The 25,517-nt window shown below is 42.3% G+C and carries 20 protein-coding genes; 9 read left to right on the top strand and 11 right to left on the bottom strand.

The annotated features are described in order from the left end of the window. Positions 1–24 precede the first annotated feature (24 nt). From F9Y84_RS07855 to F9Y84_RS07840, 4 genes are all read left to right on the top strand, one after another. Positions 25–1,674, top strand: coding sequence for an electron transfer flavoprotein-ubiquinone oxidoreductase (locus tag F9Y84_RS07855; protein WP_147390557.1), 1,650 nt, complete (start codon positions 25–27; stop codon positions 1,672–1,674). Positions 1,675–1,759: 85 nt separating this feature from the next. Continuing rightward, positions 1,760–2,236 carry an acyl-CoA thioesterase gene (locus F9Y84_RS07850; RefSeq protein ID WP_125251422.1) on the top strand — a complete coding sequence of 159 codons (477 nt, stop codon included), beginning with the start codon at positions 1,760–1,762 and terminating at the stop codon, positions 2,234–2,236. A gap of 80 nt (positions 2,237–2,316) precedes the next feature. Then, complete coding sequence (locus F9Y84_RS07845) at positions 2,317–3,063, top strand: EAL domain-containing protein (RefSeq protein ID WP_147390556.1); 747 nt, start codon at positions 2,317–2,319, stop codon at positions 3,061–3,063. A gap of 187 nt (positions 3,064–3,250) precedes the next feature. Continuing rightward, positions 3,251–4,015 carry a response regulator gene (locus F9Y84_RS07840; RefSeq protein WP_128729679.1) on the top strand — a complete coding sequence of 255 codons (765 nt, stop codon included), beginning with the start codon at positions 3,251–3,253 and terminating at the stop codon, positions 4,013–4,015. Between the two features lie 27 nt (positions 4,016–4,042). Here the strand turns inward: F9Y84_RS07840 and F9Y84_RS07835 are convergent, their stop codons facing one another. Beyond that, positions 4,043–4,330 carry a hypothetical protein gene (locus F9Y84_RS07835; protein WP_125251425.1) on the bottom strand — a complete coding sequence of 96 codons (288 nt, stop codon included), beginning with the start codon at positions 4,328–4,330 and terminating at the stop codon, positions 4,043–4,045. Positions 4,331–4,657: 327 nt separating this feature from the next. Here F9Y84_RS07835 and tsaA point away from each other — a divergent pair, with 327 nt between their 5' ends. From tsaA to F9Y84_RS07820, 3 genes are all read left to right on the top strand, one after another. Then, positions 4,658–5,365: a tRNA (N6-threonylcarbamoyladenosine(37)-N6)-methyltransferase TrmO gene (tsaA, locus tag F9Y84_RS07830; protein ID WP_147390555.1), complete on the top strand. Its 708-nt coding sequence runs from the start codon at positions 4,658–4,660 to the stop codon at positions 5,363–5,365. A gap of 131 nt (positions 5,366–5,496) precedes the next feature. Continuing rightward, a complete protein-coding gene (locus F9Y84_RS07825; protein WP_147390554.1) occupies positions 5,497–7,224 on the top strand; it encodes a proline--tRNA ligase in 1,728 nt (575 codons plus the stop codon). A gap of 129 nt (positions 7,225–7,353) precedes the next feature. Next, the gene (locus F9Y84_RS07820; protein ID WP_128729682.1) at positions 7,354–8,154 is read left to right on the top strand and encodes a UDP-2,3-diacylglucosamine diphosphatase; all 801 of its coding nucleotides are present in this window, start codon (positions 7,354–7,356) and stop codon (positions 8,152–8,154) included. Between the two features lie 18 nt (positions 8,155–8,172). Here the strand turns inward: F9Y84_RS07820 and F9Y84_RS07815 are convergent, their stop codons facing one another. The 5 genes from F9Y84_RS07815 to F9Y84_RS07795 all read right to left on the bottom strand — a co-directional run bounded on the left by F9Y84_RS07815 (position 8,173) and on the right by F9Y84_RS07795 (position 12,749). Next, complete coding sequence (locus tag F9Y84_RS07815) at positions 8,173–8,466, bottom strand: hypothetical protein (RefSeq protein WP_147390553.1); 294 nt, start codon at positions 8,464–8,466, stop codon at positions 8,173–8,175. A gap of 152 nt (positions 8,467–8,618) precedes the next feature. Next, the gene (locus F9Y84_RS07810) at positions 8,619–9,779 is read right to left on the bottom strand and encodes a hypothetical protein (protein ID WP_147390552.1); all 1,161 of its coding nucleotides are present in this window, start codon (positions 9,777–9,779) and stop codon (positions 8,619–8,621) included. A gap of 181 nt (positions 9,780–9,960) precedes the next feature. Further along, complete coding sequence (locus F9Y84_RS07805) at positions 9,961–11,169, bottom strand: ABC transporter permease (RefSeq protein WP_147390551.1); 1,209 nt, start codon at positions 11,167–11,169, stop codon at positions 9,961–9,963. Beyond that, complete coding sequence (locus F9Y84_RS07800; RefSeq protein ID WP_125251432.1) at positions 11,162–11,947, bottom strand: ABC transporter ATP-binding protein; 786 nt, start codon at positions 11,945–11,947, stop codon at positions 11,162–11,164. Before F9Y84_RS07800 ends, F9Y84_RS07805 begins: the two co-directional genes overlap by 8 nt. A gap of 1 nt (position 11,948) precedes the next feature. Beyond that, positions 11,949–12,749, bottom strand: coding sequence for a DUF3025 domain-containing protein (locus F9Y84_RS07795; RefSeq protein WP_128729686.1), 801 nt, complete (start codon positions 12,747–12,749; stop codon positions 11,949–11,951). Between the two features lie 464 nt (positions 12,750–13,213). Between F9Y84_RS07795 and F9Y84_RS07790 the strand changes: the two genes are divergently transcribed. Then, on the top strand, positions 13,214–14,839 hold the full coding sequence (locus F9Y84_RS07790) for a M28 family metallopeptidase (protein WP_147391030.1): 1,626 nt from the start codon (positions 13,214–13,216) through the stop codon (positions 14,837–14,839). Between the two features lie 70 nt (positions 14,840–14,909). Further along, positions 14,910–16,076, top strand: a complete 1,167-nt coding sequence (locus F9Y84_RS07785; RefSeq protein WP_128730224.1) for a putative manganese transporter — start codon at positions 14,910–14,912, stop codon at positions 16,074–16,076. Here the strand turns inward: F9Y84_RS07785 and F9Y84_RS07780 are convergent. From F9Y84_RS07780 to F9Y84_RS07760, 5 genes are all read right to left on the bottom strand, one after another. Further along, complete coding sequence (locus tag F9Y84_RS07780; protein ID WP_147391029.1) at positions 16,058–16,318, bottom strand: hypothetical protein; 261 nt, start codon at positions 16,316–16,318, stop codon at positions 16,058–16,060. The two genes, F9Y84_RS07785 and F9Y84_RS07780, sit on opposite strands and share 19 nt — an antisense overlap. Next, positions 16,299–17,243, bottom strand: a complete 945-nt coding sequence (gene lhpI / locus F9Y84_RS07775; protein ID WP_147391028.1) for a bifunctional Delta(1)-pyrroline-2-carboxylate/Delta(1)-piperideine-2-carboxylate reductase — start codon at positions 17,241–17,243, stop codon at positions 16,299–16,301. The genes F9Y84_RS07780 and lhpI overlap by 20 nt, the downstream gene beginning before the upstream one ends. Before the next feature lie 9 nt (positions 17,244–17,252). Then, the gene (locus F9Y84_RS07770) at positions 17,253–18,341 is read right to left on the bottom strand and encodes a M24 family metallopeptidase (protein ID WP_147391027.1); all 1,089 of its coding nucleotides are present in this window, start codon (positions 18,339–18,341) and stop codon (positions 17,253–17,255) included. Positions 18,342–18,495: 154 nt separating this feature from the next. Next, on the bottom strand, positions 18,496–21,480 hold the full coding sequence (locus F9Y84_RS07765; RefSeq protein ID WP_147391026.1) for a TonB-dependent receptor: 2,985 nt from the start codon (positions 21,478–21,480) through the stop codon (positions 18,496–18,498). 159 nt (positions 21,481–21,639) lie between these two features. Continuing rightward, positions 21,640–25,278: a sensor histidine kinase gene (locus F9Y84_RS07760; protein WP_147391031.1), complete on the bottom strand. Its 3,639-nt coding sequence runs from the start codon at positions 25,276–25,278 to the stop codon at positions 21,640–21,642. Between the last annotated feature and the right edge of the window lie 239 nt (positions 25,279–25,517).

Raw genomic sequence — 25,517 nt, 5'->3', positions numbered from 1 at the left:
CCGTCAAATAGTGTGAGGTTAATTATGGTCGAACGAGAAACCATGGAGTTTGATGTTGTGATAGTAGGTGCAGGCCCCGCGGGCTTATCCTGCGCTATCCGACTCGCTCAACAGGCCCAGGAAAAACAAAAAGAATTAATGATTTGTGTAGTCGAGAAAGGCTCTGAAGTCGGCGCACACATTTTGTCGGGTGCCGTATTTGAGACTAAAGCACTAGACGAGCTGATCCCTGATTGGGCTGAAAAAGGTGCACCAATAACCACTAAAGTCACCGGTGATGATATTTATTTATTCAAAGATGAGCACAGCGCCACCAAATTGCCACATTTACTTGTGCCTAAAACATTTAAGAATGAAGGTAATTATATTGTTTCAATGGGGAATGTATGCCGTTGGCTCGCTGAACAAGCCGAACAGCTTGGAATTGAAATATTCCCAGGCTTTAGTGCCCATTCATTGATCATTGAGGACAAGCAAGTAAAAGGTATAGTTACCGGAGATATGGGTCTTGATAGGAAGGGTCAGCCAAAAGATAGTTACATGCCAGGTATGGAACTCAGAGCAAAGTACACGATTTTTGCGGAGGGTTGCCGAGGCCATTTAGGTAAATCACTCATCTCAGAATTTGAGCTTGATAAAGAAGCTTCTCCTCAACACTATGGCATCGGCTTCAAGGAAATTTGGCAAGTTGACCCAAGCAAACACAAAGAAGGCCTTGTGGTTCATGGCACAGGTTGGCCACTTGACAACAGCACCCATGGCGGCTCTTTTATGTACCATGGAGAAAATAACCAAGTCGTAGTCGGACTCATTATTGACCTTAATTACTCAAATCCCCACTTGAGTCCATTTGATGAATTCCAGCGTATGAAACATCACGACACCTTTGCCCAAGTTCTTGAGGGTGCTGAGCGCGTTGCATATGGTGCTCGTGCCATCGCAAAAGGTGGCTTCCACAGCTTGCCTAAAATGCACTTCCCAGGCGGATTACTTATCGGTTGTGATGCAGGTACTCTCAATTTTGCTAAAATAAAGGGTAACCACACTGCAATGAAATCTGGCATGCTGGCTGCTGATGCTATCATTGACGCCCTAGAGCAAGAGCATGCCCCATCAGATCTCGCAAGCTTTGCGGATCTGTTCAAAGCGAGTTGGCTTTACGATGAACTTTATCAGTCTCGTAATTTTGGTCCAGCAATGCATAAGTTAGGCCGTATTATGGGCGGAGCCTATAATATGATCGACCAAAATATTTTTTCAGGCTCACTACCATTTACCATTAAAGATGAACATGCTGATCATGAGCAGCTTAAGCTGGCATCGAAATCCAAAAAGATAAATTATCCAAAACCAGATGGTAAATTAAGCTTTGACAAACTTTCCTCTGTATTTTTATCGAATACCAATCATGAGGAAGTACAACCATGTCACCTTCAATTAAAAGATTCTGATATTCCAATCAAAGTTAATTTAGCGAAGTTTGACGAGCCAGCACAACGATACTGCCCAGCGGGCGTTTATGAAGTCAATGAAAATGAGCAAGGCGAAAAACAGTTTGTCATTAATTCGCAAAACTGTATTCATTGTAAAACCTGCGATATCAAAGATCCGAGCCAAAATATTACTTGGGTGACGCCAGAAGGCGCTGGAGGTCCAAACTATCCCAACATGTAGTACTAATTTATCCTAAATTGCGGGGGCGAAATGCCCCTTTCTTTCCTATACTTAGCTTAAAGTCATCGGAACTAGAGCTAAACCTATGTCGCAACAGTCCGTCACCTTCAGATTTTTAGCAGAGCCTACTGATGTCAACTTTGGCGGCAAAGTACACGGTGGGATGGTCATGAAATGGATAGATCAAGCTGGATACGCTTGCGCCGCTGGGTGGAGCGGCAGCTATTGTGTCACCGTTTCAGTGGCAGGTATGCGTTTTCATCGTCCGATTTTAGTTGGTCAAATCGTTGAGGTGTCCGCGCGCATTGCGCATACTGGCAATACGAGCATGCAGATCTTTATACAAGTCCGCTGTGGAGACCCAAAAACTCAAAGGTTGGTCGAAACCAATCACTGCATCATCAGCTTTATTGCCATGGATCAAGCAGGATACCCCATTCAGATCCCGCAATTTAAGGCGAAAACAGAAGAAGATAAAAAGTTAGAAGCGTATGCGGTAAAAATGAAAGAGATCGCTATCCAAACAGAGTCTTTACTAGAGCAAACATTGAGCGACAAATAATTCTGATCAAAAGACAATAATAAAGCATCAAGTACTTGCTGAGTCTAGTGCCGGCAGGCATCAACAAAAAGGCTAACTATATGCGACATACCTCAGCAACACGCTGCTTATGTAAGCAAAAGCTTAATTTTGATATCACCATGGCCTTTCAGCCGATCGTTGATATTAACTCCAAGTCGATATTCTCTTATGAAGCACTAGTGAGAGGAAAAAACGGAGAGAGCGCGTTCGAGATATTAAGCAATGTCAATGAAGATAACCTATATGCCTTTGATCAGCGTTGCAGAGTAACTGCGATTGAGACGTTTTCAGCGCTGAACCAAACGGATAATCTCAACATTAATTTTATGCCGCAAGCTATTTATGAACCTCAAGCTTGCCTCGAGACTACCATAAAAAGTGCCAAACGATGTCAGTTTCCAACGAAACAGATTATTTTTGAAGTAACCGAGCAAGAGCAAGTGATTAGCCGCTCTTTTCTCACAACAATTTTCAAAACATATAGAGAGAATGGATTCAAGACTGCTATTGATGATTTTGGTGAAGGGTATGCTGGCCTTAGCTTGCTTAGTGGGTTTCAACCTGATCTTATTAAACTTGATATGTCGCTGATCGCTGATATTCAAAACAATCATGCTAAGCAAGCTATTCTCAAAGGCATGATTGTCACCTGTGATATGCTCAATGTGAAGCTACTCGCAGAGGGAGTAGAGACTCGGGCTGAATACGAGTATCTCAAGCAGGCTGGACTAACCTTGTTCCAAGGTTACTACTTTGCCAAACCAGTTATAGAGTCGCTTCCCACAGTTGACTGGCATAAAGTCTGATAAACCCGAGCGAGGACAACACAGAGAGTAATCACTAGAATATTTTAGCTCATATTATTTAAATAGGTATCAGTAAGTTGCTTATTTTTTGACATCATTCACGCTTAAGTTTTGTTCTTGATGCTTACTAATTAGTCATAGCTGTGGTAGGATCCGCGCCGAATTTTTTGGCTTAGGCTGGTTTGTGGTGAGAAATGTACAATTTTTAGTAGTAGACGACTGTTTAACAGTGCGCAATCTTGTACGTAACATCATCCATACTCGCTTGGGCTCAGACAAAGTCATCCTAGCGACAAATGGTGTGCATGCTACTCAAATTCTAGAGTCTCACCCGATTGATATTATTATTTCAGATTGGAATATGCCTGAAATGAATGGCGAGGAACTACTATATCATGTCCGGAACAATCACCAGCTAAAAGATATTCCATTCATCATGATGACCTCCAACGGCGGCCGCGATTTTGTCATTACAGCAATACAAAACGGAGTAAGCCATTTTGTCGTTAAACCATTCAAAGCTGAAAAACTAGAAGCAGCTGTTAACAAATCATGGAATAGTGCAAGCAAACGCCAATCTACTCGACACTCAGCGCTACCTCCACATAAGGCGCTGATATACTCGGGACGCACTCTTATCAATGGACAAATTACAAACATTAGCCGAACAGGTATGCAGCTACAAGCTCCCTATTCTGAAGCATTAAAATTATTCCAAACGACCAAGTTTGACGTTACATTCGAGCACGATACCGGCTTAACACTACTGAATTTAGCCGCTCTACACGGCACTATCGTGCGCATTGAAGTAAACGATGAGCGGGTAAAGGACTGTCTCTTTGGTGTTAGATTTGATCTAGAGGCATTTTCAGAGACAACTCAAGTTAGCGTTGACGCGTTGTTGGACTTCTTAGATAAGCAAGCACCTGACGAAGTCAATAACGATCATTAAACCTACTAGTAGCTTCCGCCTTTGGTATTAAAGTAGATTTCGCGCTAGTGTAAATATCACCTTTTCACTTGCAGCAATAGCCTCTTGCTTACTTAAATTCCCTTCTTTTAGTAGTTGTACGCTCACTTTTTCTGCTTCTTGACTGAGTAAAGTATCTAATTCTTTGGGACTAACTACACCATCGGATAAGTTTGACACGATAGCTTGTAGTGATGCGCGACGATTTGAAATTGCGCTTATCAGTATAGGTCTGAGTGGCGACGAATGGCATAGGGCTTGTTGGCAGCTTTGATGAACTTTTTTATAAAATTCCATGACAACTATATACCATTTCTTATTTTTTGCGCTCGAAGCTTTTCCTTTAGCCCTTGAATAGGCTTAATCTCAGCGACGAGTTTTTTATATTCGTGCGCACGGGTACCAAGAATTCTATCGCACTGATGCTGTGAATTGTCATTAAGTTGGTAAAATAACTGTTGCTTATCCATAGAGAGAGAACCAATCTTATTTTGTTTACAACTTTATACTAAAAATCAAAATAAAATAATTACACCACATTACAGCGATGGCACCCTTTTGAGATTTTGTGAAAAACACAATTGATAGTAAACTCACGCTACTTAGATTTAGATAGAGAAAACGGTGGAACCTGTCAAAATTCAGCCCATTGGCTATATTCAATCACCTTACAAACAAAAATTCGCTATTCCAAGACAACCAAGGCTTGTCCCTGAAGCAAAAGCCAAGTTGCGCTTTGTCGGCGAATTTAATCGCGAAGAATTTGTTCGTGGGATTGACGAGTTTACGCATATTTGGCTGCTATTTCGTTTCCATGAAACGGCTGATAAAGGTTATTCTGCTCTCGTTCGTCCACCAAGATTAGGTGGTAATGAACGCAAAGGTGTCTTTGCGACTAGGGCAACTTTTAGACCTAATGGCATTGGCATGAGTGCAGTAAAACTCGAGGGTATTGAATACAAAAATGGTCAACTAGATTTATTATTATCTGGAATTGACCTATTAGATGGTACACCCATTATTGACATCAAGCCATACCTTCCATACTCAGATGCCTTGGTGGATGCTACCGCAGGCTTTGCTGACACCAGACCTGAAACACAAATGTCAGTCAGTTTTTCAGATGATGCTGCAACCTTTATCGAAAAGCAAAAACAATACCCAGAACTAAAACAGTTTATTGCGAACGTACTTAAACAAGATCCTCGCCCTGCATACAAGAAAAAACGTGCATTACAACAGAGCTATGGTATGAGTTTATATGATTATAATATCCGCTGGAGCGTAGATGGTGAGCACAATCATGTCACTGAGATTTCGTCAGCTAAATAGTGAACACCGCTGCTTACCAATAAACTACTAAATTATGAAAATGTTTAGGTATTAAAGCTTTTTAAGCGGCAATAGCACTGCTAGAATAGCCGCTAATAAGAGAACAATAAGTAACTTATACTGGAATAAGAATGCGTACGAGTGAATATATATTGGCGACTCAAAAAGAGACGCCGTCTGATGCCGAAGTGGTAAGCCATCAGTTAATGCTTAGAGCGGGAATGATCCGTAAACTAGCATCTGGACTTTATACTTGGCTGCCATCAGGCTTAAAAGTTTTCCGCAAAGTCGAAAGAATTGTCCGCGAAGAAATGGACAAAGCGGGAGCGATTGAGCTTCTCATGCCAGTGATCCAGCCAGCAGAGTTATGGGAAGAGTCTGGTCGTTGGGAGCAGTTTGGTCCTGAACTTTTACGTATTAATGACCGTCACGGCCGCCCTTTTGCGCTGGGCCCAACACATGAAGAAGTGATCACGGATCTTGTACGTCGCGAAATTAATAGCTATAAGCAACTTCCAATCACACTTTACCAAGTGAGCACAAAAGTGCGTGACGAGGTTCGTCCACGCTTTGGCGTAATGCGTGCACGTGAATTCACCATGAAAGATGCATACTCATTCCATATGAGTGATGAATGTCTTGAAAAAACCTATCATAAGATGTTCCAAGCTTACTGTAACATTTTTGATCGTTTAGGCGTTGACTACCGCCCAGTTATCGCAGACAGCGGTTCAATTGGTGGTAACTTATCGCACGAGTTCCATGTACTTGCAGAGTCTGGTGAAGATGCTATCGCATTTAGTGACGAAAGTGATTACGCGGCAAACATTGAGAAGGCTGAAGCGCTAGCACCAACTGAAGCTCGTCCAGCCCAAAATAAAGAACTCAATACGTTTGACACGCCGGAAGCTTTCACCATCGCAGAGCTAAAAGCAAAGCATGGCGTGAAACCGCACCGTGGCGTCAAAACACTTATTGTGTATGGGGCACCAAATGAAGACGGTCATCGTGGTCTTGTCGCGCTGATTGTTCGTGGCGATCATGAATTAAATGAGCTCAAAGCTGAAAAACTAGCACTAGTCGATTCACCACTTGAAATGGCAAGCGAAGAAGACATCGTCAAGGCAATTGGTGCAAAACCTGGTTCACTGGGCCCTGTTGGTCTCTCAATGCCTATTATCGTAGATCGCAGTGCCGCAGTAATGGCAGACTTTGTAGCTGGTGCAAACAAAGATGGTGTTCATTATAGTGGTATCAACTGGGACAGAGACGTAAACGACTATACTGTTGAAGACATACGTAACGTAGTCGAGGGCGATCCAAGCCCTTGTGGAAAGGGTAAAATCCTGATCAAACGCGGTATAGAAGTTGGTCACGTATTCCAGCTTGGTACAAAGTACTCAGAAGCGATGAAAGCCGGTGTCCTCGGTGAAGAAGGTAAAAACCAAACATTGACCATGGGCTGTTATGGTATTGGTGTTTCACGCATCGTTGCCGCGGCAATCGAGCAGAATAATGACGACTACGGTATCAAGTGGCCTGTTGCCATTGCGCCATTCGAACTTGCTATCGTGCCAATGAACATGCACAAGTCTCACCGTATCCCTGAGATAGCAGAGAAATTCTATACAGATCTGCAAACTAAGGGTATAGATGTATTATTTGACGACCGTAAGGAGCGTCCTGGCGTTATGTTTAACGATATGGAGCTTATTGGCGTACCGTATACCTTAGTAATAGGTGAGCGCAACCTTGATGAAAATAAGGTTGAGTTGAAAAACCGCCATACTGGCGAAAAGTTAATGCTTGATATTGAGTCTGCGGTAGACACTATCGTTAATGCAATTAAAAGCAAATAAGTACGCTTGAGTTTCCAATAGAGGGGCATTCTTTTGTCTGCCCCTTTGTCATATTACCTTCTTCTAATTGCCCTGTATCTGTCACCTTTACCTCTTAGCATTATTATTATTACGCTAAAGAGTCAGGCCATGAAAACAACGTACTATCCGAGTATTTGGATCTCAGATGTCCATTTAGGCTACAAGGACTGTAAAGCAAAGTTCTTGTTAGATTTCCTCAACAAAACAGAATGTGATGTACTATACCTAGTGGGTGATATTGTTGATCTATGGTCAATGAAACGCCAATTCTTTTGGGATCCCTCTCATTATCAGGTATTGGAATGTATACAAAAAAAAGCTGAAGCTGGTACTCGCGTTATTTACATTCCTGGTAATCACGATGAAACCTTTAGGCATTATGGCGGACAAACACTCTTTAAAGTCGAAGTACACAAAACCTTCATTCATACCACTTCGGCAGGTAAACGCTTTTTACTGCTACATGGTGATGACTTTGATTCAGCAACTCGCTACAACAAACTGATCAGCCTCATTGGTGACACCGCTTATGACTTTTTATTGTTTTTAAATCGTTGGACCAATCGTGTACGACGGTTATACGGAGGCCATTATTGGTCACTGGCATCTTGGCTTAAACAACGTGTACATAAGGCGAGAGAAGCTATTGCAGCTTTTGAAAATGCCGCTATTCATGAAGCGAAAAAGCAAGGCGTTGACGGTATTATCTGCGGGCACATCCACCAGCCTGAGATCCGTGTCGTAGACGGCATCGTTTATTGTAATGATGGTGATTGGATAGAGAACTGCACAGCATTGGTAGAAAACCAAGCTGGTCGTATCGAATTGCTGCATTGGTCAGACGTACAATCTGTCCTCAGTGTCGTTGAAATGGAAAGTATGGAAACCAATAATGTTAAAGCCGCTTAATTAGCGGCTTCTTTTTAATCACTCATCCTTTAATAGCTTATGCAGTAAATCGATGCGCTTATTAGTACGCTTATTTTGCACGTATGCCTGAGCGTTTAAGCTCATCATCAGGATCAGCAGTATGTATAAAACAGGTTGTTCGATAATTTCTGGATAACAATATACCAAAAATACGACTGCCGTTAGCATACCTGCACTTCTATAGAATCGCTGTTTATTGTTAGGCCGCAGCGAGTTAAATTCTCTTAGTGTCGCTTCCTTTTGCAACATTTCCTCAGCCAAAGCCTGAGGAGAATCCTGATTGTGTTTCATATTTAGTGTTTATACCTAGTGTTAGCACAGTGCATTTTTTGCACTTATCTGAGCTTTTTGCCATGTTGGCTGTATTATATTAGTCTTCATGCTTGCTTAGTTTGAAAAAACGAATAAACAGCAAAGTGTTTATTTTGGCGATAGAAAATAGCTCACTTATTTAAGATGATTGGTATTACATATGTCGTCATTGCCCAAACAATTATACCTAAAATAAAGACAAGGATACCATATTTAAAGTGTTTCACTATTGGGAAAACCTCTTTATCCGTATGCGCTACCGACAGCGGATACTGCCAATGCGTTAACGCTAGCAGAAGTGGCTCGGCTTCTACGCTCATGCCAGAGAGTGAGACCGTCGTGCCGTATTCTGTGTCAAATACTAACTCAACAATATGATTACGACGAGTAGAAGCGGCTAATCTATCTAGGTCACTGACCGTGAATGTATTCCAGTGTGCTTTAATACTTTTAACTTCGCCCTTGTTTACCTTTCGAGGCTGTTTATCTTTAAACAGTAACGCGGGTAGCAATAGGCTGTCTTTCTCGACCTCAATTTCGTTACAGGGAGAATGATAAACAAAATAGTGTTTATTACTGATAAGCACACACGTCAACCAGTAGCTCAAATAGGTGAGCACCAACAATACTAAACCCGCTACATAATTTTGAGATGAGTAAAGCACAGCGCCAGTCATAAAACCAAAGCCCCCTACTACCATCCAAGCAATATGGCGCTTCTCCCGTGGTGTTGGTAGTGCGCATCGTAATACTGGAAAGCACGCCTCAATCGCTCTATTATTTCTCATAAATGAAGGAAATAACTCAGCAAGAGTTACTGGGGTCTCACGCGCTGCTCCGTCAGTATAGGAAGCTCCAGTTTGACCTTTGTTTTGATCAAAACCTACTCCTGACAATATCTCGTCAAGTTGGCTGGTTTGCTTCAAACACGAAAACGAATAGATGGCAGGCCGCTTACCATTAGCAAGGTAGCTAATGCCTAAATAACTGAGCTGTTTATTCCCCTCCACTGACATGTCAGTTACCGTTTTAAGTGGTATTAGAGATTGATGTATTGTCCAAATGTTTCTACTTAGCACCGACAGTTGCTTTGTGATCACAACTTGTTTTTTAAAAGGATCAAACGTTAAGCGATGACAGTATGAAAATAGCACCAAGGCAATGATTAAGTAGACCAGCGCTTCGATGAAACTTGAAGTGAAAAAATGCAGCACTGACGATAACAACAATAACATTGCAATGCCGCTAGTTACTGTTTCACTGACAGACTTTAGTTCTGTGGTTGATGTCATCTTTACATTCCTTGAGTGACAAATATTGAAGCTTAAAACTTCCGCCCGCTATCCTGAAACTAACCTGAAGTCGGGGTAAACATTATGACGAGTTTAAGTTAACTACAACTCCGGCATGTATTAAGGCGCTAATCGTACAGAAAAACGCCATAATTCTCAATAATTACTGCTGCCTTGTACTTTACCTAAACAGTACAGTTTCTTTATTAAACCACTTGACGCAGCAGACAAGGAGACCTGCTGCTAATACCGTTGATGCACCAAATATCAGAGCAACATAGCTATAATCAACGGTGCCTTTAATGATTTCTTTTATGGCCAACGCAACATTAGTTATGGGGATCAAGGCCGTCTTAGCCGTCAATTCCATATTTGGCATTAAAGACATCACTATGGGAATAAAAATCCCCATACTCAGTGGCCCCATATAGTTTTGTGCTTCTTTAAAGGTTCTTGCGTAAATGGAAATAGCCAATGTCAGTGATGACAGCATAACTGCAACTGGCAGTAGCAATGCAAAAATTAAGACAAAGTCCATCATGGCCACCGAAGAAAAAGCAGTTTTAATGACATCAAGCTCGACGAAACGACTCGCTATCCCAATCCACAACGCCATACTAGAGACCGTAATAAGGGCACAGAATATTGAACTACTCAGTACAGTTAAAAACTTTCCTAATACCAATTCAGTGCGAGAAATTGGGGTCAATAATAGCGTCTCTAAAGTACCACGCTCTTTCTCTCCTGCACCTAAGTCTATTGCCGGATAACTCGCACCCATCAGCACTAATGGGATAAGCATGTAAGGGATAAATACACCTAACTTTTCACCTAAGTTTTCACGCTTATCCGCAGTATCTACCTTGGTAATTGAAATAGGTTGTAAAACAGCAGCTTGCTGCTCTTGAGACAATCCCAAAGCGGCTAATTTCAATGCTCTAAGTTCATCGGAAAATGACATTGCCAGTTTAGATAAACGGTCATAAATAAAGTTAATCGATTGGGCATCATTGAACACTATTTTCCATTCGCTTTTAATGCCCGACTCTAAGTTTTTCGCGGGATCAGCGGGGATAAATATCCCCACATCAATCACACCATTACGGACAGCGTCACTGAGCGCTTCAACACTATCAAGTGCTAGTTCTCCATTATATTTTTTAAAACTTTTATGATAAAAAACTTGTTCTGAAAACTTTTCGGCAAAGGACTCGTTCACAATATAGTACGTATGCACTTCCTGTTTTGCTTCCATCGCGGCTTGTGATGCCATAAACCCTACTAATGCCATGATCACGGGAAACACGAGCATGGGTAGGGCTATCACGAAAAATAGTGTTTTACGGTCGCGCAGAAGCTCTCTGAGCTCTTTCAAAAATACTTCAAACATGCGCAGCTCCCGTTAATAAATTCAAAAATGCTTGGTTTAGCTCGTGACTTTGGCCTTTGGTTTTAAATTCTGCAAGGCTGCCATCGAAACAGGTTATCCCCTTGTCAATTACAGACACTCGGTCACACAACAGTGCCACTTCATCTAAATGATGAGTTGAGAATATAACGGGTGTGCCAGCTGATTTAAGGTCACGGATAAATGAGATTACGGTTTGCGTAGTCATAATATCAAGCCCCGTAGTTGGCTCGTCTAACACCACCACCTTGGGGTTATGCACTACTGCTCGTGCAATATTTGTTTTTTGCTTCATTCCAGTCGACAAATGCTCTGCTCTTTTATCTAGAAAAGTTTCCATTTCCAAGCGTTGAAACAGTGCATCGCATCTGGCTTTTAGCGCTTTTCCTTTTAATCCATGAAGTCGAGCAAAGTATTCTACATTTTCTTTGGCTGTAAGACGGCCGTATAGCCCCGTTGAACCAGAGAGAAAGCCTATTGCCTTACGCGCCACAACTGGCTTTTTTACAATATCCTGACCGTCAACCAAAATAGTGCCATCGTCTGGGGTTAGTGCAGTAGAGAGCATACGCAAAGTTGTGGTCTTTCCTGCTCCATTTGGCCCCAGTAGACCCAGTACCTCTCCCTCACCACAGTGTAGGTTCACCTCCTCCACACTGTGGAAAAAGCCATCTCGCTCTCGAGGATCTGTCTGACTCTTTTTCTTTTTATGTTCGCGAGTTAGGGCAAAACGTTTTTTTAGTCCGCTAATAGCTATCATGCTATTTCCTTCTTTTCGGTCTGAAATAGTCCGTGTTTTGATAAAATGCAAGGTCTTGTGGTTCATACCAATTTGGGATCCCCAGCAGTGGAATTGGCGACATTTTGGTATTGTCCTCAAGTAAACCGTCACTAATAAGTTCAACCAGTTTGGTATCGAGCCAAATATATTGCTGAGCAAGTGAAAGCTGCCAAAAAGCAGCATCAACATTGATACACACCAGCTTTCCCGTCAACCCAATAAAGGGATCCGTTAGCATTTCATAATTTGCATGACCAAATACAAAAGGCTTTAAACTTTGCGGCCACTGGGACTTGTTGTCATAAAATACACGCTGCCAATCGTGGGCTTTAAACGCATCTCGCCACATGTCATCATCTATTGCTAATACCAAACCACATTCATCAAATAACGTAAGGGCATTGCGTTTTTTACTTCTCTGCTTTAAGCCAAACTGTTCTATTTCTTCGATATGTAACGCATTTAACAGTGCTTTTGTTTTTGGGAATAAACACCAAATAAGCGCGCCAAATAAATCATGCCAATTTTGACTGCGTGTTGGTACTTGGTGAGTTTCATAGATAATTTCTTCGTAGTATTTTTCACCAAAGTCCAGCGTTTCGTCGGCCACAAACCGAGTATTATATTGTTGTGAGCTAATGGTGTTTGCGTGTGATGATAGCCACTGAGGTGTTGGCCAGTCTGATTGGCTTTTTAAATCAAACAGCTGATTCAAATGGGAAAAGGGTTCGGCCTTTAAACATGTAACCTGCCACGCCTCAGGCGCTGTAAACTTTTTCATAGGATTGAAATACTTAACATGCAATTAGCTGGCTATTTTACTTAAGCGTTCGATACTTGGCAAAAGTCAATTGTAAATGACCGTAACTGCACACAACGCAAGTAATACCAATTTTCTAAATTAAGTAGTCTATTTTGAGGCGAGAAAATCTTGTCGATAACTCCGCTACCGCGTCCTGCTATCGCTTTGGTACCTACATCCATATAGGCAAGGCAAAAATTTTGCTATTTAGTTGTTCTAAGTGAGAAATTTTTAACGCTGTTAGCGTCAGATTAACTCCTTCAAATTGAGCAAGTATTAAGTCAAATTGGTATAACATCGCGATGGTGATACCTGATTGAAAACGACCCTACAAGCTACTAGTAAGTCGCTTCTATAAAGTGATGAACGTCTCCTTATTCTCGAACTTTACCGTATTTTGTGTTACAAGTTACGGGTTCCTAACAAGTAAAAGAAAGGCAATTATGAAACTTAGACTGGCGCTCAGCTCACTCTCTGTTGCTGTACTTGCGGGCTGTGTTAGCACAAGCAATAGCCCTCAAGACATCGACACTGCGTATAACAGTATTAATGATGCTCAACTAAGAGCTCACATCAAAACACTGGCATCTGACGAATTTGGCGGCCGCGCACCGTCAACTAAAGGGGAAGAGCTAACACTTGCCTATTTAACCAAACATTTTAAAGCACTTGGCTATGAGCCTGGTAATGGCAATAGCTTCCTACAAGAGGTTCCCCTTGTCTCGCTGGAAGCAGACCCTAATATGACGTTAGAAATTGGTGGCAAAAGCTACGAATATAAAAAAGATATGGTGATGGGCTCTGCTCGGATCAGCGAGCTTGAATCAATTACAGATTCAGAGCTTGTATTTGTTGGCTACGGTGTTAACGCGCCTGAGTACGATTGGAATGATTATGAAGGGCTAGATGTTAAGGGTAAAACAGTTGTCATGCTAGTCAACGACCCTGGGTTTGCTAATCCTGATTCAGGCAAGTTTACTGGTGAAGCAATGACTTATTACGGCCGCTGGACGTATAAATACGAGGAAGCTTCTCGTCAAGGTGCTGCTGGCGCTATTATTGTTCATGAAACCGCACCAGCTTCTTACCCATGGAGCGTAGTGGAAAACTCTTGGAGTGGACCACAATTTGGTTTCCAAAAAGAAAATAATAATATGGATCGTGTGGCTGTTGAAGGCTGGGTAACCGTTGACGTCGCAAAAGAATTATTTGAAAAAGCAGGGCTTGATTTCGAGACCGCTAAGGCAAAAGCGGCGCAAGGCGCATATCATGTCGATATGGGCGACCTCAGTGCCTCTGTCACAGTCAAGAACACGATTAAAAAATCTACTTCATATAACTTTATTGCTACCCTTCCTGGCAGTAAAAAATCTGATGAGCACATCATCTACTCTGCACACTGGGATCACTTAGGTATCGACCCAAACCGTAAAGGCGACCAAATCTATAACGGTGCTCATGATAACGCAAGTGGTACGGGTGGCATGATTGAAGTCGCTGAAGCCTTCACTAAGCTACCAACACGCCCTGACCGCTCAATTACATTTTTAGCGGTGACGGCCGAAGAGCAAGGCCTGCTAGGCTCTAAGTTTTATGCTGCAAACCCAGTGATCCCTGCAAAACAAACTGTTGCTAACATCAATATGGATAGCCTAAACCTTTTAGGTAAAGTAAAAGACATCAGCGTTGTGGGTATTGGAAAGTCAGAGCTTGACGAAATGCTAGAAACAGCTGCAAAGGCGCAAGACCGTGCAGTCTCAGGCGATCCTCGCCCAGCGGCTGGTGGTTACTACCGTTCGGATCATTTCGCGTTTGCGAACATGGGCGTACCAGCAATGTATGCAGGTGGCGGAACTGAAGCTCGAGATGCCGCTACTGAAAAGTATCGCAAGCGCATGGGGCTGGTATTGCGTGGTTGTTATCATCAGCCATGTGATCGCTACCGTGACGAATGGGATCTAAGCGGTGCGGTGCAAGACCTGCAACTTTTCTTTAAAGTTGGCTATGATGTGTCTCAACAAAATGAATGGCCAAAATGGAAAGCAACCGCCGAGTTCCAAAGAAAATAATACAAATGATATTGATTTTCATTTAATTTAAATCTAAAGTGCAACTTAGATAATACACGGGTTGCACTTTATGCTTTCATCTCTTCTTCGATACTCTCAACCAGCACACATAGCTAAGGTGAGTTTATTGTTTAACAAACGTCTGGTTTTACCGATTTTCATCATCGTACTTTTGGCATTTGAAACAGCCAGACCTATTGTTCTTGGCGCACTAAGTGATGCTTTTTTTCAAGTCAGCGTCTTCGTTGCGGCCACTTTACTTATCTATTACTTTTTAGTTGATAAGATCCCACAACTCAACCTGAATTATCTCAGTGCTAAATCCCCTATTCTTGAAATTATCATGGCGTCAATATTAGGCGCTTTACCCGGCTGTGGTGGTGCAATCATCGTTGTTACTCAATTTACCAAAAAACAAGCTAGTTTTGCCTCTGTTGTGGCAGTGCTTACAGCAACGATGGGAGATGCCGCGTTTTTGCTATTGGCTAAGGAGCCGCTTACAGCCGTCATAATCATTACAATGGGCGTCGGTGTGGGCATTGCAAGCGGAGTTGCTGTGCACTTAATTCATAAACCCGACTTTTGTGTACCACAGCGTGTTAACAAAGTCGAAGAAGAAGCCCTTCATGTCAGTCGTGCTTTCAGTATCAGCCGTAAGGTTTGGAAATTATGTTTACTTCCAAGTCTGGTAATTGCACTGGCTATCGCGTTTAACTTTGACATGGCACCATTTGAAAACATAATAATATGGCTAGGCGCTATACTGTGCCTTTTCGCCGTCAGTGTTTGGGCACTAAGTTCAAAAGGTGTCAGTTATAAAGACATCACCTGTGAAGAGGGTGAATGCGACCCGCCTTCTAAGCTTACTCGGGTTTTACAGGACACGCATTTTGTCACCGCTTGGGTGGTTGCAAGCTTCTTACTCTACGAATTATCTACCGCATATTTAGGGCTTGATCTGGCTATGTGGTTTAAAGACTACGCTATCTATGCACCACTTGTAGCTATACTTGTCGGGCTGTTGCCTGGTTGTGGACCACAGATTGTTGTGACGACTCTGTATCTTCAAGGTGTGGTGCCCTTTAGTGCACTTGCAGCAAATGCTGTAGCTAACGATGGTGACGCGTTATTTCCTGCAATTGCACTGGCGCCAAGAGCAGCACTATTTGCTACTTTCTACTCAGCAGTGCCCGCATTTATTGTGGGCTACGGCTTATTTTATTTCTCACTGGGATGATAATGCCGAATGCCATTATCATCCACCATCACGTAACAGCTATCACGATTTTGGAACGCTTTATAAAAGGTGTCATCATACAACAGCTTTTCACTTTTTGTATCACCGCCCGCCCCTTGATAGCTGACTAACATGTGGCACTGGTGACATATTAAGGGATTAACCAAGCGTTTGTCTGCGGCTTTAATTACTGCGGTGACCTCATATACTTTGCCTTGCTCTTTACTTTTGAACCAAGTCATATACTAATTTTGCTCCTATTAAATCACTTAATGCTGTTCCTACAGACTTAAACAAAGTAATTTCATGCTCATCACTTCGCCTGAGATTATTTTTAGCCATTTCGCTAAGCTCTGCAACTATCTTTTCGGCGCTGAATTTGCCTTCACTGATCGGCAATAATAGTTCGCCGGCTTCGTTTAATACATTAGCGCGACTGTCAACAAATACTCGACTTCTCACCACTGTTGTTGTATCGCACTCTCGACAATGCTTATGGTGATTACCAATACAATCTATATGCGTCCCCCCGCTTAGCCACTCGCCATCAAATAGTGGCGAGTGACTACCAGTCGCGCAACTGATCACATCTGCTGATGCAATAACAGATGCAGTTGCCCGCTTGTAACGCACAAACTCAATATCTTGATATTGTGATGATAGCAACTCTACTAACTGACCACTTTTGTGTTCATTACGTGCAATTATGGAAACTTTAGAATAATTTCTGACGCTTAAATGAGCGTTTATCATATAACTCGCTACATTTCCTGACCCGAAAAAGACCAAATGCTTAGCATCCTTCGGTGCCAGATAATCTGCTGCTAATGCTGACACTGCAGATGTTCTCCATAACGTTACCTCAGTGCCGTCCACCAATGCCAGCGGTTCACCAAACTCGCGCCCGAATAGCATGATTTTAGAGTAAAGTGTCGCTTTATCATGCTGGGGATTGCTCGGAAAATACGTAAATGCTTTGACCCCTATCACGTCTGCATTCCACGCGGGCAAAACAGCAAACGCATCATGATTATTACGGCTATCATCCAACTCAAAAACTTGTCGTGCAGGGGTGCCCGCGGCTTGTGCAAAACCGTGCTTAAGCGCCTGTATTAGCGTTGAGTAGTTAAGGTTATTTATTACTTCTTGGCGAGAGATAATCTGCATCTTGACTCCTTAGCTCGCGAGCTGAAAGTTTTGCGGAGCATGGGTTAAACATTTAGACCCACTTTCTGTCACTAAGACATCCTCTTCAAGCCTTATGCCGCCATAATTTGGAATATAAATGCCCGGCTCAATGGTGATGATATTGCCAACTTCTAATTGATGGTCAACGCCAGGTTTGATAAATGGCTGTTCATGCAAAAATAATCCAACACCATGTCCCAAACCTTCACCTGCGTATTGTGCAAATGGACTATTACTGAGCACTTGATGCGAAGCTGTATTCAACTCGCTACAATTGACCCCAGGTTTTATCAGCTCAAGCGCTGCGTGCTGAGCTGCTTGCACTATTTCAAACATTGATTGTTGCTGTTGGTTTGATTCACCAAGTACATAACTTCTTGTCATATCAGAACGATAACCGTTTATTACAGCACCAAAATCGATGAGCACTAAGTCTCCGAGGTTGAGTTTAGTATTACTTGGGTTTCCATGAGGGAGAGATGAGCGCGCGCCGAATAGTAAAATAGTATCGAAAGCGACGCCCTCAGAGCCTAATTTTTGCATCTGATATTCAAGCTCAATCGCAACTTCTCGCTCCGTAGCTCCCGCTTTGAGAAAACGCAATGTATGCGCAAGTGCAGAGTCTGCAATCTCTGCTGCCCGTTGAATACAGTGGATTTCATATTCATCTTTCACTTGTCTAAGCGATTCCACCCATAGCGGCGCGGCTATCAGCATCTGACTTTTTGAGCTGGTATTTAATGACAAAAAATCTGCGTGACTAATGTGATGCGCCTCAAATGAAACCTGACGTACCTTACCCAGCAACCTGAAAATACAGTTGGGCAAAGATTCTTCGTCACGATTTCTTAGCACAACCTCAACGCCGACGGCTTCATTGCCTGCACGCTCAAAATACCGGTAATCGGTGATCAGTTGATGTTGTCCATTAGCTCGCACGAGTAATGTTGCTGCGTGGCCTGTAAAGCCGGTCAAATACACAATATTTTCGTAGCCATAAACAATAAGAGCATCACTTTGATGTTGTTGTAACTTCTTAATTAAACGTTGTTGTCTGGCTGAATAGTTAACCTGCATAGAAGTCAGCACCCTTTTTATTGACCTGTTTTAATAAAAGTCATGTTCACTAAAATAAAGCGAGTGAACCGTACCCGTAAGTCCACTCTGTATCAAATTATGGTCGAGAAAATAAGCCAAACAAACCTGTTTGGCTTTGGCATCTTTAAGAATACTAAAATGTAAACCTTGCAACTAATGAAGCGTAACGCTCTGTTTGACGCAGTGTCGCTAGGCCATAGTCGGGGTTAACCACCAATCCATTGTCTCCATCTAATGAGCGTTGCTCGTTGATGTCCAATGCCTTATCACTGTTAAGTAAGTTATAAATTGTTCCCTTCAGCAATAAATCATGCCCAAGTACGTCAGTGGAGTAACTCAATGATACATCCACTATTGTCGCCCACGGTAATTCGCCAACGCTGCCGCGAGGTATGGCCTTACCATTTTCATCATAATGAGAAACATGGCCATAATCTTTACTTACACAATCATCCCATGGGCTGCCATTTCGGCAGCTATCCACACCAACTGGGTGTTTTGAAAAATAGTTCATCGGACGTCCTGAGGTGGTACGGGCAACCAATCCCAATGTAAACTCATCAGTAATGTCGTACGATCCAGATAGCTTTATTGAATGGCGGTGATCATTAGGCAAATTACCATAGCCGTTATCCATCAAATCAGCATAGTCATACGATGTTGTCCAACCGGGATCGGCTTGGTTATTGTCTGTCTTTACCAACCCCTCGGTGTTGCCGTAACTATGAGACCAAGTATAAGAGGCATTTATTCTCAGCTTATCGGAAATATTTCCTTCCAAAGTGAATTCAAGTGCAAGATATTTACGAACGGCCTGCTGAAGTGCTAGTTCTTCAGCCGTTAGCGTAATATCATCAGCCTGCCCGTCGCCATCAAAGTCATAACTCATGGTGATAGCTTCACCAGGGTTGTTTAACACATAGTACGACCCCTGCCCTACATTGTCCTGTATACCTAGCTCTGCCAACTTCTTCGCAAGAACAGGGCCGACATCAGTATCTTCAACACTACGACCAAGATCACGATAAATTGCCCTCACACCAAAAGCCATATCATCAAAAATTGAGGTTTGATAACCCAAAGTAAATTCATCGGAATACATAGGCTTTAGAGAAGATGACGCAATTAGCCCCGGCTCTGTGATACCCCGTTGTCGCCATCGCCTGTCACGTAGCATTTCTCCACGACTTGGTGAACCATCTTGCAACAAAACGGGGTAACCATTACCATCAATTTGGTCTAGGTCAAAATATTCAAACCACTCTACTGATGCCGAGCCTTGAGTGATATTCATATTCGCGGAAACAGGCTGAAAGTACCGTCCATAGGTTACAAACACCTTAGACTCACCGTCACCATTTAGGTCATAAATTGCTTGCAGCCTTGGTGCAAGTTGATTGTCCATATCAACAAATGCGCGGCCATCTGTAACCGTATTCTCAAATTGGCTGTACCTAAGTCCTAAATTGAAAACCAGTTGCTCTGTTACTTGCCATGAATCGTTGACATAAAACGCCAATGATTTCACCTCGGAGTCAACTGTGCGTGTCCTGACCCGACGTTCAATATAGTCTTGCCCAAGTGCAGCGCCTGATATGCTATTTTCCCCTGCGGTCTTTACCGTCCACCACCCTTGTGCGTCTGCGAGTCCATTTTGTCCTTCAAAATACTCTACTTGTACTTTTGTGTAGTCAACCCCAAACAAAATTGCGTGATAATCTAAATCGATATTAAAGTCTAGCCGCGCTTGATCGCGTATAAATTCTTGTTCAGACACGCCACTGGCGGTGTGGCTCGATAGCGTTACTGTACTTCCCCGTTCGTCCCAGACCCCAGGAGCCGTTGATGCGACTATATTTTCGACATTTTCAGTCACTCGGCCTACCACTGCTGAAACCGAGAAGAAGTCACTCAGATAACCGTTATAGTTAACACTATATACTTTACCACCATCCTCCCCCGGGGCTGCCACACCTTGCTTATCACCTATGGTATTACGCTGCCAATCATAAGTGTAAGTTTGCCTTGTCCATTCTCGCTTGTTGTTCATTGCTGAAATACCAACAGAATGGTTTTCATTAATGAACCAATCTAACTTTGTGAACCAACGGTCTTCATCTCGGCTCCTATCATTGTAGGTCGTTTGTCCTGCCCAGCGACTGTCTTCTCTGCGGGGCGCAAATAAGCCGTAAAAAAACAGGCTATCTTCAATAATCGCACCGCTTGTCCAAACTTGAAGTGCTTTAAATGAATCATAATTCTGTTGTGTATTGAGATGGATTGTGCCGTTATCTAGGTAAGTAGAATCGTGATAACTATGTGATGACGAGGGGTCTATTCGTAATTCAGCACCAAGTGTAAACTCATTATCCCCTGATTTAGATACTGCGTTCACTATTCCGCCTAATGCTCCGCCAAATTCAGGGCTGATCCCACCTGTTTTTATCTGAGTTTGCGCGATTGCTTCCCAAGGCAAGCGAATAGATCCTAAGCCTGAGCGAATGCTTGTTACATTAAGACCATTAAAATAATAACCATTTTCTGCTGACGATGAACCGCCAAAGCTTGATGCGCCTTTAAACGCATCACCACCGGGCTGCGCAGTGCCTGGGGCCAGTAAAGCGATACTCTCAAAGCCTGTGTTAACTGGCATAACTTTTAGCTCAGAGTCAGTAAACGTGACCCCCGCAGTCGATGACCCCATATCAACCCTGCGAATAGCTGTACCTGTCACTGCTATTCTTTCTATATTTTGTCCTTCTTTTAACAGTTGCGCGTCTAAAATAATTGCCTGTCCGATACTAAGCTCGACATTCTTCTCCAAAAGCGTTTCAAATCCAGCTTTATTAATAGACACAGTATAGGTGCCAACAGGGAGGTTACGGATAGTATATTCACCATTAGTATTTGTCTTAACGCTAAACTTTAATCCTTTGGTGTTGTGCGTAAAAGTCAATTGAGCTTGTGCCAACTCAATACCTTGACCACTTTTGATACTGCCTTTTACTGTGCTATTACCATCAGCAGCGACAGCTGTTGATGCCCCCATTACCATTGATAGTGCGGATGCCAGGAGCGTTTTACTTAGAATGTGCGTTGTGTTTTTGTTATTACGCATTGTGTTGTCCTTATGTTCCTATTGATGAGTGTGTTTTTAGGTAACAAGCAAACAATACACAATAGATATATTGTATACAATATTAATTGTTCAATTATTGCTGGTTTTATAGTTATTTGTTTTTAATGGTACTGAGGAGGACTATCCTTAGTCATGGTATTAAGAAGGAGAGGAAGACGTGTCTGATTGAATAGTGGCAGAACGAGTAAGGGGTACACGAATAGTAATTTCAACACCCTCGAACTTCGCGGTTTTACAACGGATCTCCCCTTTTAATAATTGCGTTACTAGGTTATACACAATGTGCATTCCCAAACCACAGCCACCTTGATTTCGTTTGGTTGTTACAAATGGCTCAAATAACGTTTTTTCCATTGTTTCGTCCATACCGACGCCATTATCACTATAAATAATACTCCAATGTGAACCGTTTTCCTCTACTGTTACTCGTACACACCCTGAGGCGCTATCTTCAAACCCGTGGATGACTGAGTTATTAAATAAATTTGCCATTATCTGGTAAATCGCACCGGGAAAAGTAGTAATGTTTATCGACCTATTTCCATCTATTTCCAATTGCACTTCTTTATTTTTGGCAAGTGGCTTTAATGAGTCAAAAACATCGTTGATATACTCAAGCAGGTTAATATCACGTTCTACTTCACTGGACTGATCCACTGCCACTTGTTTAAAGTTGCTGATCAAACTCTCAGCTCGTCTTAAGTTTCGTGTGACCAATAAGTAGCCTTCTTTTTGCGATGCAATGGAAGCGACTAAATCAGCTTGCTTTAGAGTTTTATTTTCTAGTTTATCAACTAGGTCAGACAAACAATCTTCATTATGAGACAGCGCTGTGATTGCTATACCCAAAGGTGTGTTAATCTCATGAGCGACACCTGCCACAACCACACCCAAAGAAGCCATTTTCTCACTTTCAATCAGCTCTTCTTGAGTTTGCTTTAGCTCAATCATAGCTTGTTCAAGTTTTTGATTCTTCTTGTAAAGCTCATCCGTTCTCATCGCCACTTTAATCTCTAATTGCTCATTTAGCGACTGCAGGGCCTGTTGATGTGCTTTGAGATCAGCTATATCCTTCAAAGCACCTGCAATGCGAAGTGCCTTATCATTTTCATCTCTTACCACCACTTTCCCGCGGTCAAGCACCCAAACCCACTCACCATCTTGCCCTTTCACTCGAATAGCTAACTCGTATACATCTTCATTACCATCTACACAGGCTAGTAAGCGCTCTTCCAACAATACGCAATCCTTAGGATGCACAAACTGGTCTAGCTCGCTTAGAATAAGTTTGTCTTGCAATTCGCCAAAGTTAATTTTTGGGTTGACACTATAGCGATATATGCAGCCAGACTCGACATGCCAATCCCATAGTTCATCGCCACTTGCCCACAGTGATAATTCCAAACGCTCTTGAAGGGCAGACATGGCTTGGTTATCTCTAAGCACCTTTCGATAGCGTTGCTGCCGCGCTCTAACAAACCCGACAATAATAAAAATAATAACTAGGCCGTATAATGTTTTTGAATATGTGTTCCACCAAAGCGGTGCATCAACATAAATACTGAACTCATGCACTGGGGACTGCATATTGAAACGATTGACGGTGTAAGTTTCGACCCGGTATACCCCAGGCTCCAACTGAAGTAAATTAATTTGCCGTGCGCCATTTGCAAGTTTTAACCATTTGTCACTCAGCCCCTTTATCCGATAATAGAAGCTTAATTTTTCAGAACCAAAATCGAGACTCGAATACTGTAAAGAAATAATATTTTGGTCATGACGCAAGTGCAGTTCACTGGCCAATTCCGGTGCGACTGGCAATATCCCATTTGGGCTAGGCTTTATTGGCTCCCCAAGCAACTCTATTGTTGAAACCAAAATAGGTCTCGCACTATTTGAAATAGATACATTTTGAGGGAAAAACTGGTTGAAGCCTTTGGCTCCCCCCATAAAAATTCTACCGTCAGGGGCTTTCCATGCCGCGTTATAATTAAACTCATGAGCTTGTACACCATCAATAGGTAAAAAGTTATCTATTGCAAAGTCCATCACATTCACACGGGATAACCCGCCGCTTGTACCCAGCCACATATATTCATAGTCATCATACACAAGCCCCCAAACAGCCTGATTACCTAACCCATCTTGTTCGCCAATGGTTTTTACTACTTGCATCTCTTTATCAACAAGGCTTACTCCTGCTTCACTTGCAATCCAAAGCCGTTGCCAAGGGTCTTCATCAATCATAAAAACTAAATTTGATTTCAGGCCATCTTGAGTCGTGATGTTATGTAACTGACCTTTGCTATATTTAAATAACCCCTCACCAATAGAGCCGAACCACAGGTCTTGACCTACGACTTTAAACGAAGAAACATGTGAGGGTGTATCTGGACGATTCTCAAAAAATGGTAATAAACGATTGGACTCGTTATCAAAACGCATAAGGCCAAGCGTTCTTGAGCTGACTAATATTTGTGATTGGTACTTTGTTATATCATTAAAGCTTAGTTCAGGGCCGTTTTCCGAGTCTGGCTGCAAATGCAGATATTCTCCTTGCAATAAGCCATATTTTATCACCCCGTCTCCTCTGGTCGTTAGCCACAAGGTATCGTCATAGATTTTTACTTGAGTAATAAAACTACCCTTTATCGCTGAAAGGCTAGGAAATAGCCGATAGGCCTCAATAAAACTAGACTGTTGATAAATATATAACCCTGATGAAGTGCCAATCCAAAGTCGTTCACTACTGTCCAGTGCAAAGTTGCGCACATCAGGGTGGCCAAGCGGTGCATGGGGGAAGTTTTGTTCTCCAACGTGACCAAATGACTCGCTCAATTGGCTGAAAAAATGTAACCCTTGAGATTCAGTACCAATCCATAAATCGCCATTGTGATCTCTTTGTACACTTAATATATTATTATCTTGTAAGCCATCATTTTGTTCGGCGCGACGATACCAATGACGTTTGATATTCCCCTGTAGATCCAGTACAAAAACACCATTATTTGACGCGACTAAAATCTCATTCGTACGCACTTTAACTTGGAAAATGCTAAAGTTTACTTTGTCGCTAATGACTTTTTTCCAAAGCACTTTATTGAACTTAGTGTCAAAAGCAATTATTTGTTCTTCATCATCAACCGCAAATATACGTCCATGAGACAGCGATAACGTCTTAAACTCACCGTCTAAAATAACCTTTGCACCGACTTTATCTTTTGGCTGGCTAACTAGGCCGTCAGCATTAAGATAAACAAATGCGTTCCTTGTTTCTTGTACATCGCGGACAAACTTGCCAGTTAAATATAACTTCTCAGGTTCAAGAGTTTGGTAGTTAACACGATAGGCATCCCCCTCTTCCGTTGACACCGTCACCGATTCGCCATAACAAGCAACTTTTTTTACTCTATCTGAGTTAATCGCATCATTGTAGGCAGCCAAAATAGATCGAAATAATCCAGCCTCCGCGTCATACACGCTAAGCCCTGTACTCGTTCCAATCCAGATGTATTTGCCGCTATGACAAAGAGAGGTGATAAAGCCTCCAGAGAGGTGATTTTTAGAGTTTTGTTTTACTTCAAATTGGATAAAATCATGGCCATCAAACCGGTTCAACCCAGATTGTGTTCCAACCCAAATGTAGCCAAGTTGGTCTTGTGTGATTGCTGTAATTGTCACTTGGCTCAAACCAGAGCTGTAATCATAACGACGCATCACTTGTGCTGTATCGCTAAATTCTGGAAAGCTAGCGATGCTAGGTAAGCTCAACAACATACTCAATAGCAATACACCAATTCGGCCTATTCTATTCGTCAATGCAGTTGCTGTGAATTGATACCTAAGTCGGATCATATTTTGTTGATGTTTGCTTTCATTACACTAACTATAGCAAAAGCAAAAAAAGCGCATCATTTTTTATTTACATCGCGTAAATGAGTTAGTTTGTAAACAGAAATAGCTGAAGTAGCGGCACAAAAAACTTACAACGTAATACCAATTTGACTTAATACTTG

It is taken from the genome of Pseudoalteromonas peptidolytica (genome assembly GCF_012641745.1).
Taxonomy (GTDB): Bacteria; Pseudomonadota; Gammaproteobacteria; order Enterobacterales; family Alteromonadaceae; genus Pseudoalteromonas; species Pseudoalteromonas peptidolytica.
Note: the sequence above shows the minus strand (reverse complement) of the source record. Positions and strands in the feature narration are given on the sequence as shown.

Excerpts from the sequence above, each read along its gene's own strand:
- F9Y84_RS07855 (WP_147390557.1), top strand. The coding sequence starts at position 25 with ATGGTCGAACGAGAAACCATGGAGTTTGATGTTGTGATAGTAGGTGCA.
- F9Y84_RS07850 (WP_125251422.1), top strand. The coding sequence starts at position 1,760 with ATGTCGCAACAGTCCGTCACCTTCAGATTTTTAGCAGAGCCTACTGAT.
- F9Y84_RS07845 (WP_147390556.1), top strand. The coding sequence starts at position 2,317 with ATGCGACATACCTCAGCAACACGCTGCTTATGTAAGCAAAAGCTTAAT.
- F9Y84_RS07835 (WP_125251425.1), bottom strand. The coding sequence starts at position 4,330 with ATGGAATTTTATAAAAAAGTTCATCAAAGCTGCCAACAAGCCCTATGC.
- F9Y84_RS07825 (WP_147390554.1), top strand. The coding sequence starts at position 5,497 with ATGCGTACGAGTGAATATATATTGGCGACTCAAAAAGAGACGCCGTCT.
- F9Y84_RS07820 (WP_128729682.1), top strand. The coding sequence starts at position 7,354 with ATGAAAACAACGTACTATCCGAGTATTTGGATCTCAGATGTCCATTTA.
- F9Y84_RS07815 (WP_147390553.1), bottom strand. The coding sequence starts at position 8,466 with ATGAAACACAATCAGGATTCTCCTCAGGCTTTGGCTGAGGAAATGTTG.
- F9Y84_RS07810 (WP_147390552.1), bottom strand. The coding sequence starts at position 9,779 with ATGACATCAACCACAGAACTAAAGTCTGTCAGTGAAACAGTAACTAGC.
- F9Y84_RS07805 (WP_147390551.1), bottom strand. The coding sequence starts at position 11,169 with ATGTTTGAAGTATTTTTGAAAGAGCTCAGAGAGCTTCTGCGCGACCGT.
- F9Y84_RS07800 (WP_125251432.1), bottom strand. The coding sequence starts at position 11,947 with ATGATAGCTATTAGCGGACTAAAAAAACGTTTTGCCCTAACTCGCGAA.
- F9Y84_RS07795 (WP_128729686.1), bottom strand. The coding sequence starts at position 12,749 with ATGAAAAAGTTTACAGCGCCTGAGGCGTGGCAGGTTACATGTTTAAAG.
- F9Y84_RS07790 (WP_147391030.1), top strand. The coding sequence starts at position 13,214 with ATGAAACTTAGACTGGCGCTCAGCTCACTCTCTGTTGCTGTACTTGCG.
- F9Y84_RS07785 (WP_128730224.1), top strand. The coding sequence starts at position 14,910 with ATGCTTTCATCTCTTCTTCGATACTCTCAACCAGCACACATAGCTAAG.
- F9Y84_RS07780 (WP_147391029.1), bottom strand. The coding sequence starts at position 16,318 with ATGACTTGGTTCAAAAGTAAAGAGCAAGGCAAAGTATATGAGGTCACC.
- lhpI (WP_147391028.1), bottom strand. The coding sequence starts at position 17,243 with ATGCAGATTATCTCTCGCCAAGAAGTAATAAATAACCTTAACTACTCA.
- F9Y84_RS07770 (WP_147391027.1), bottom strand. The coding sequence starts at position 18,341 with ATGCAGGTTAACTATTCAGCCAGACAACAACGTTTAATTAAGAAGTTA.
- F9Y84_RS07765 (WP_147391026.1), bottom strand. The coding sequence starts at position 21,480 with ATGCGTAATAACAAAAACACAACGCACATTCTAAGTAAAACGCTCCTG.
- F9Y84_RS07760 (WP_147391031.1), bottom strand. The coding sequence starts at position 25,278 with ATGTTGTTGAGCTTACCTAGCATCGCTAGCTTTCCAGAATTTAGCGAT.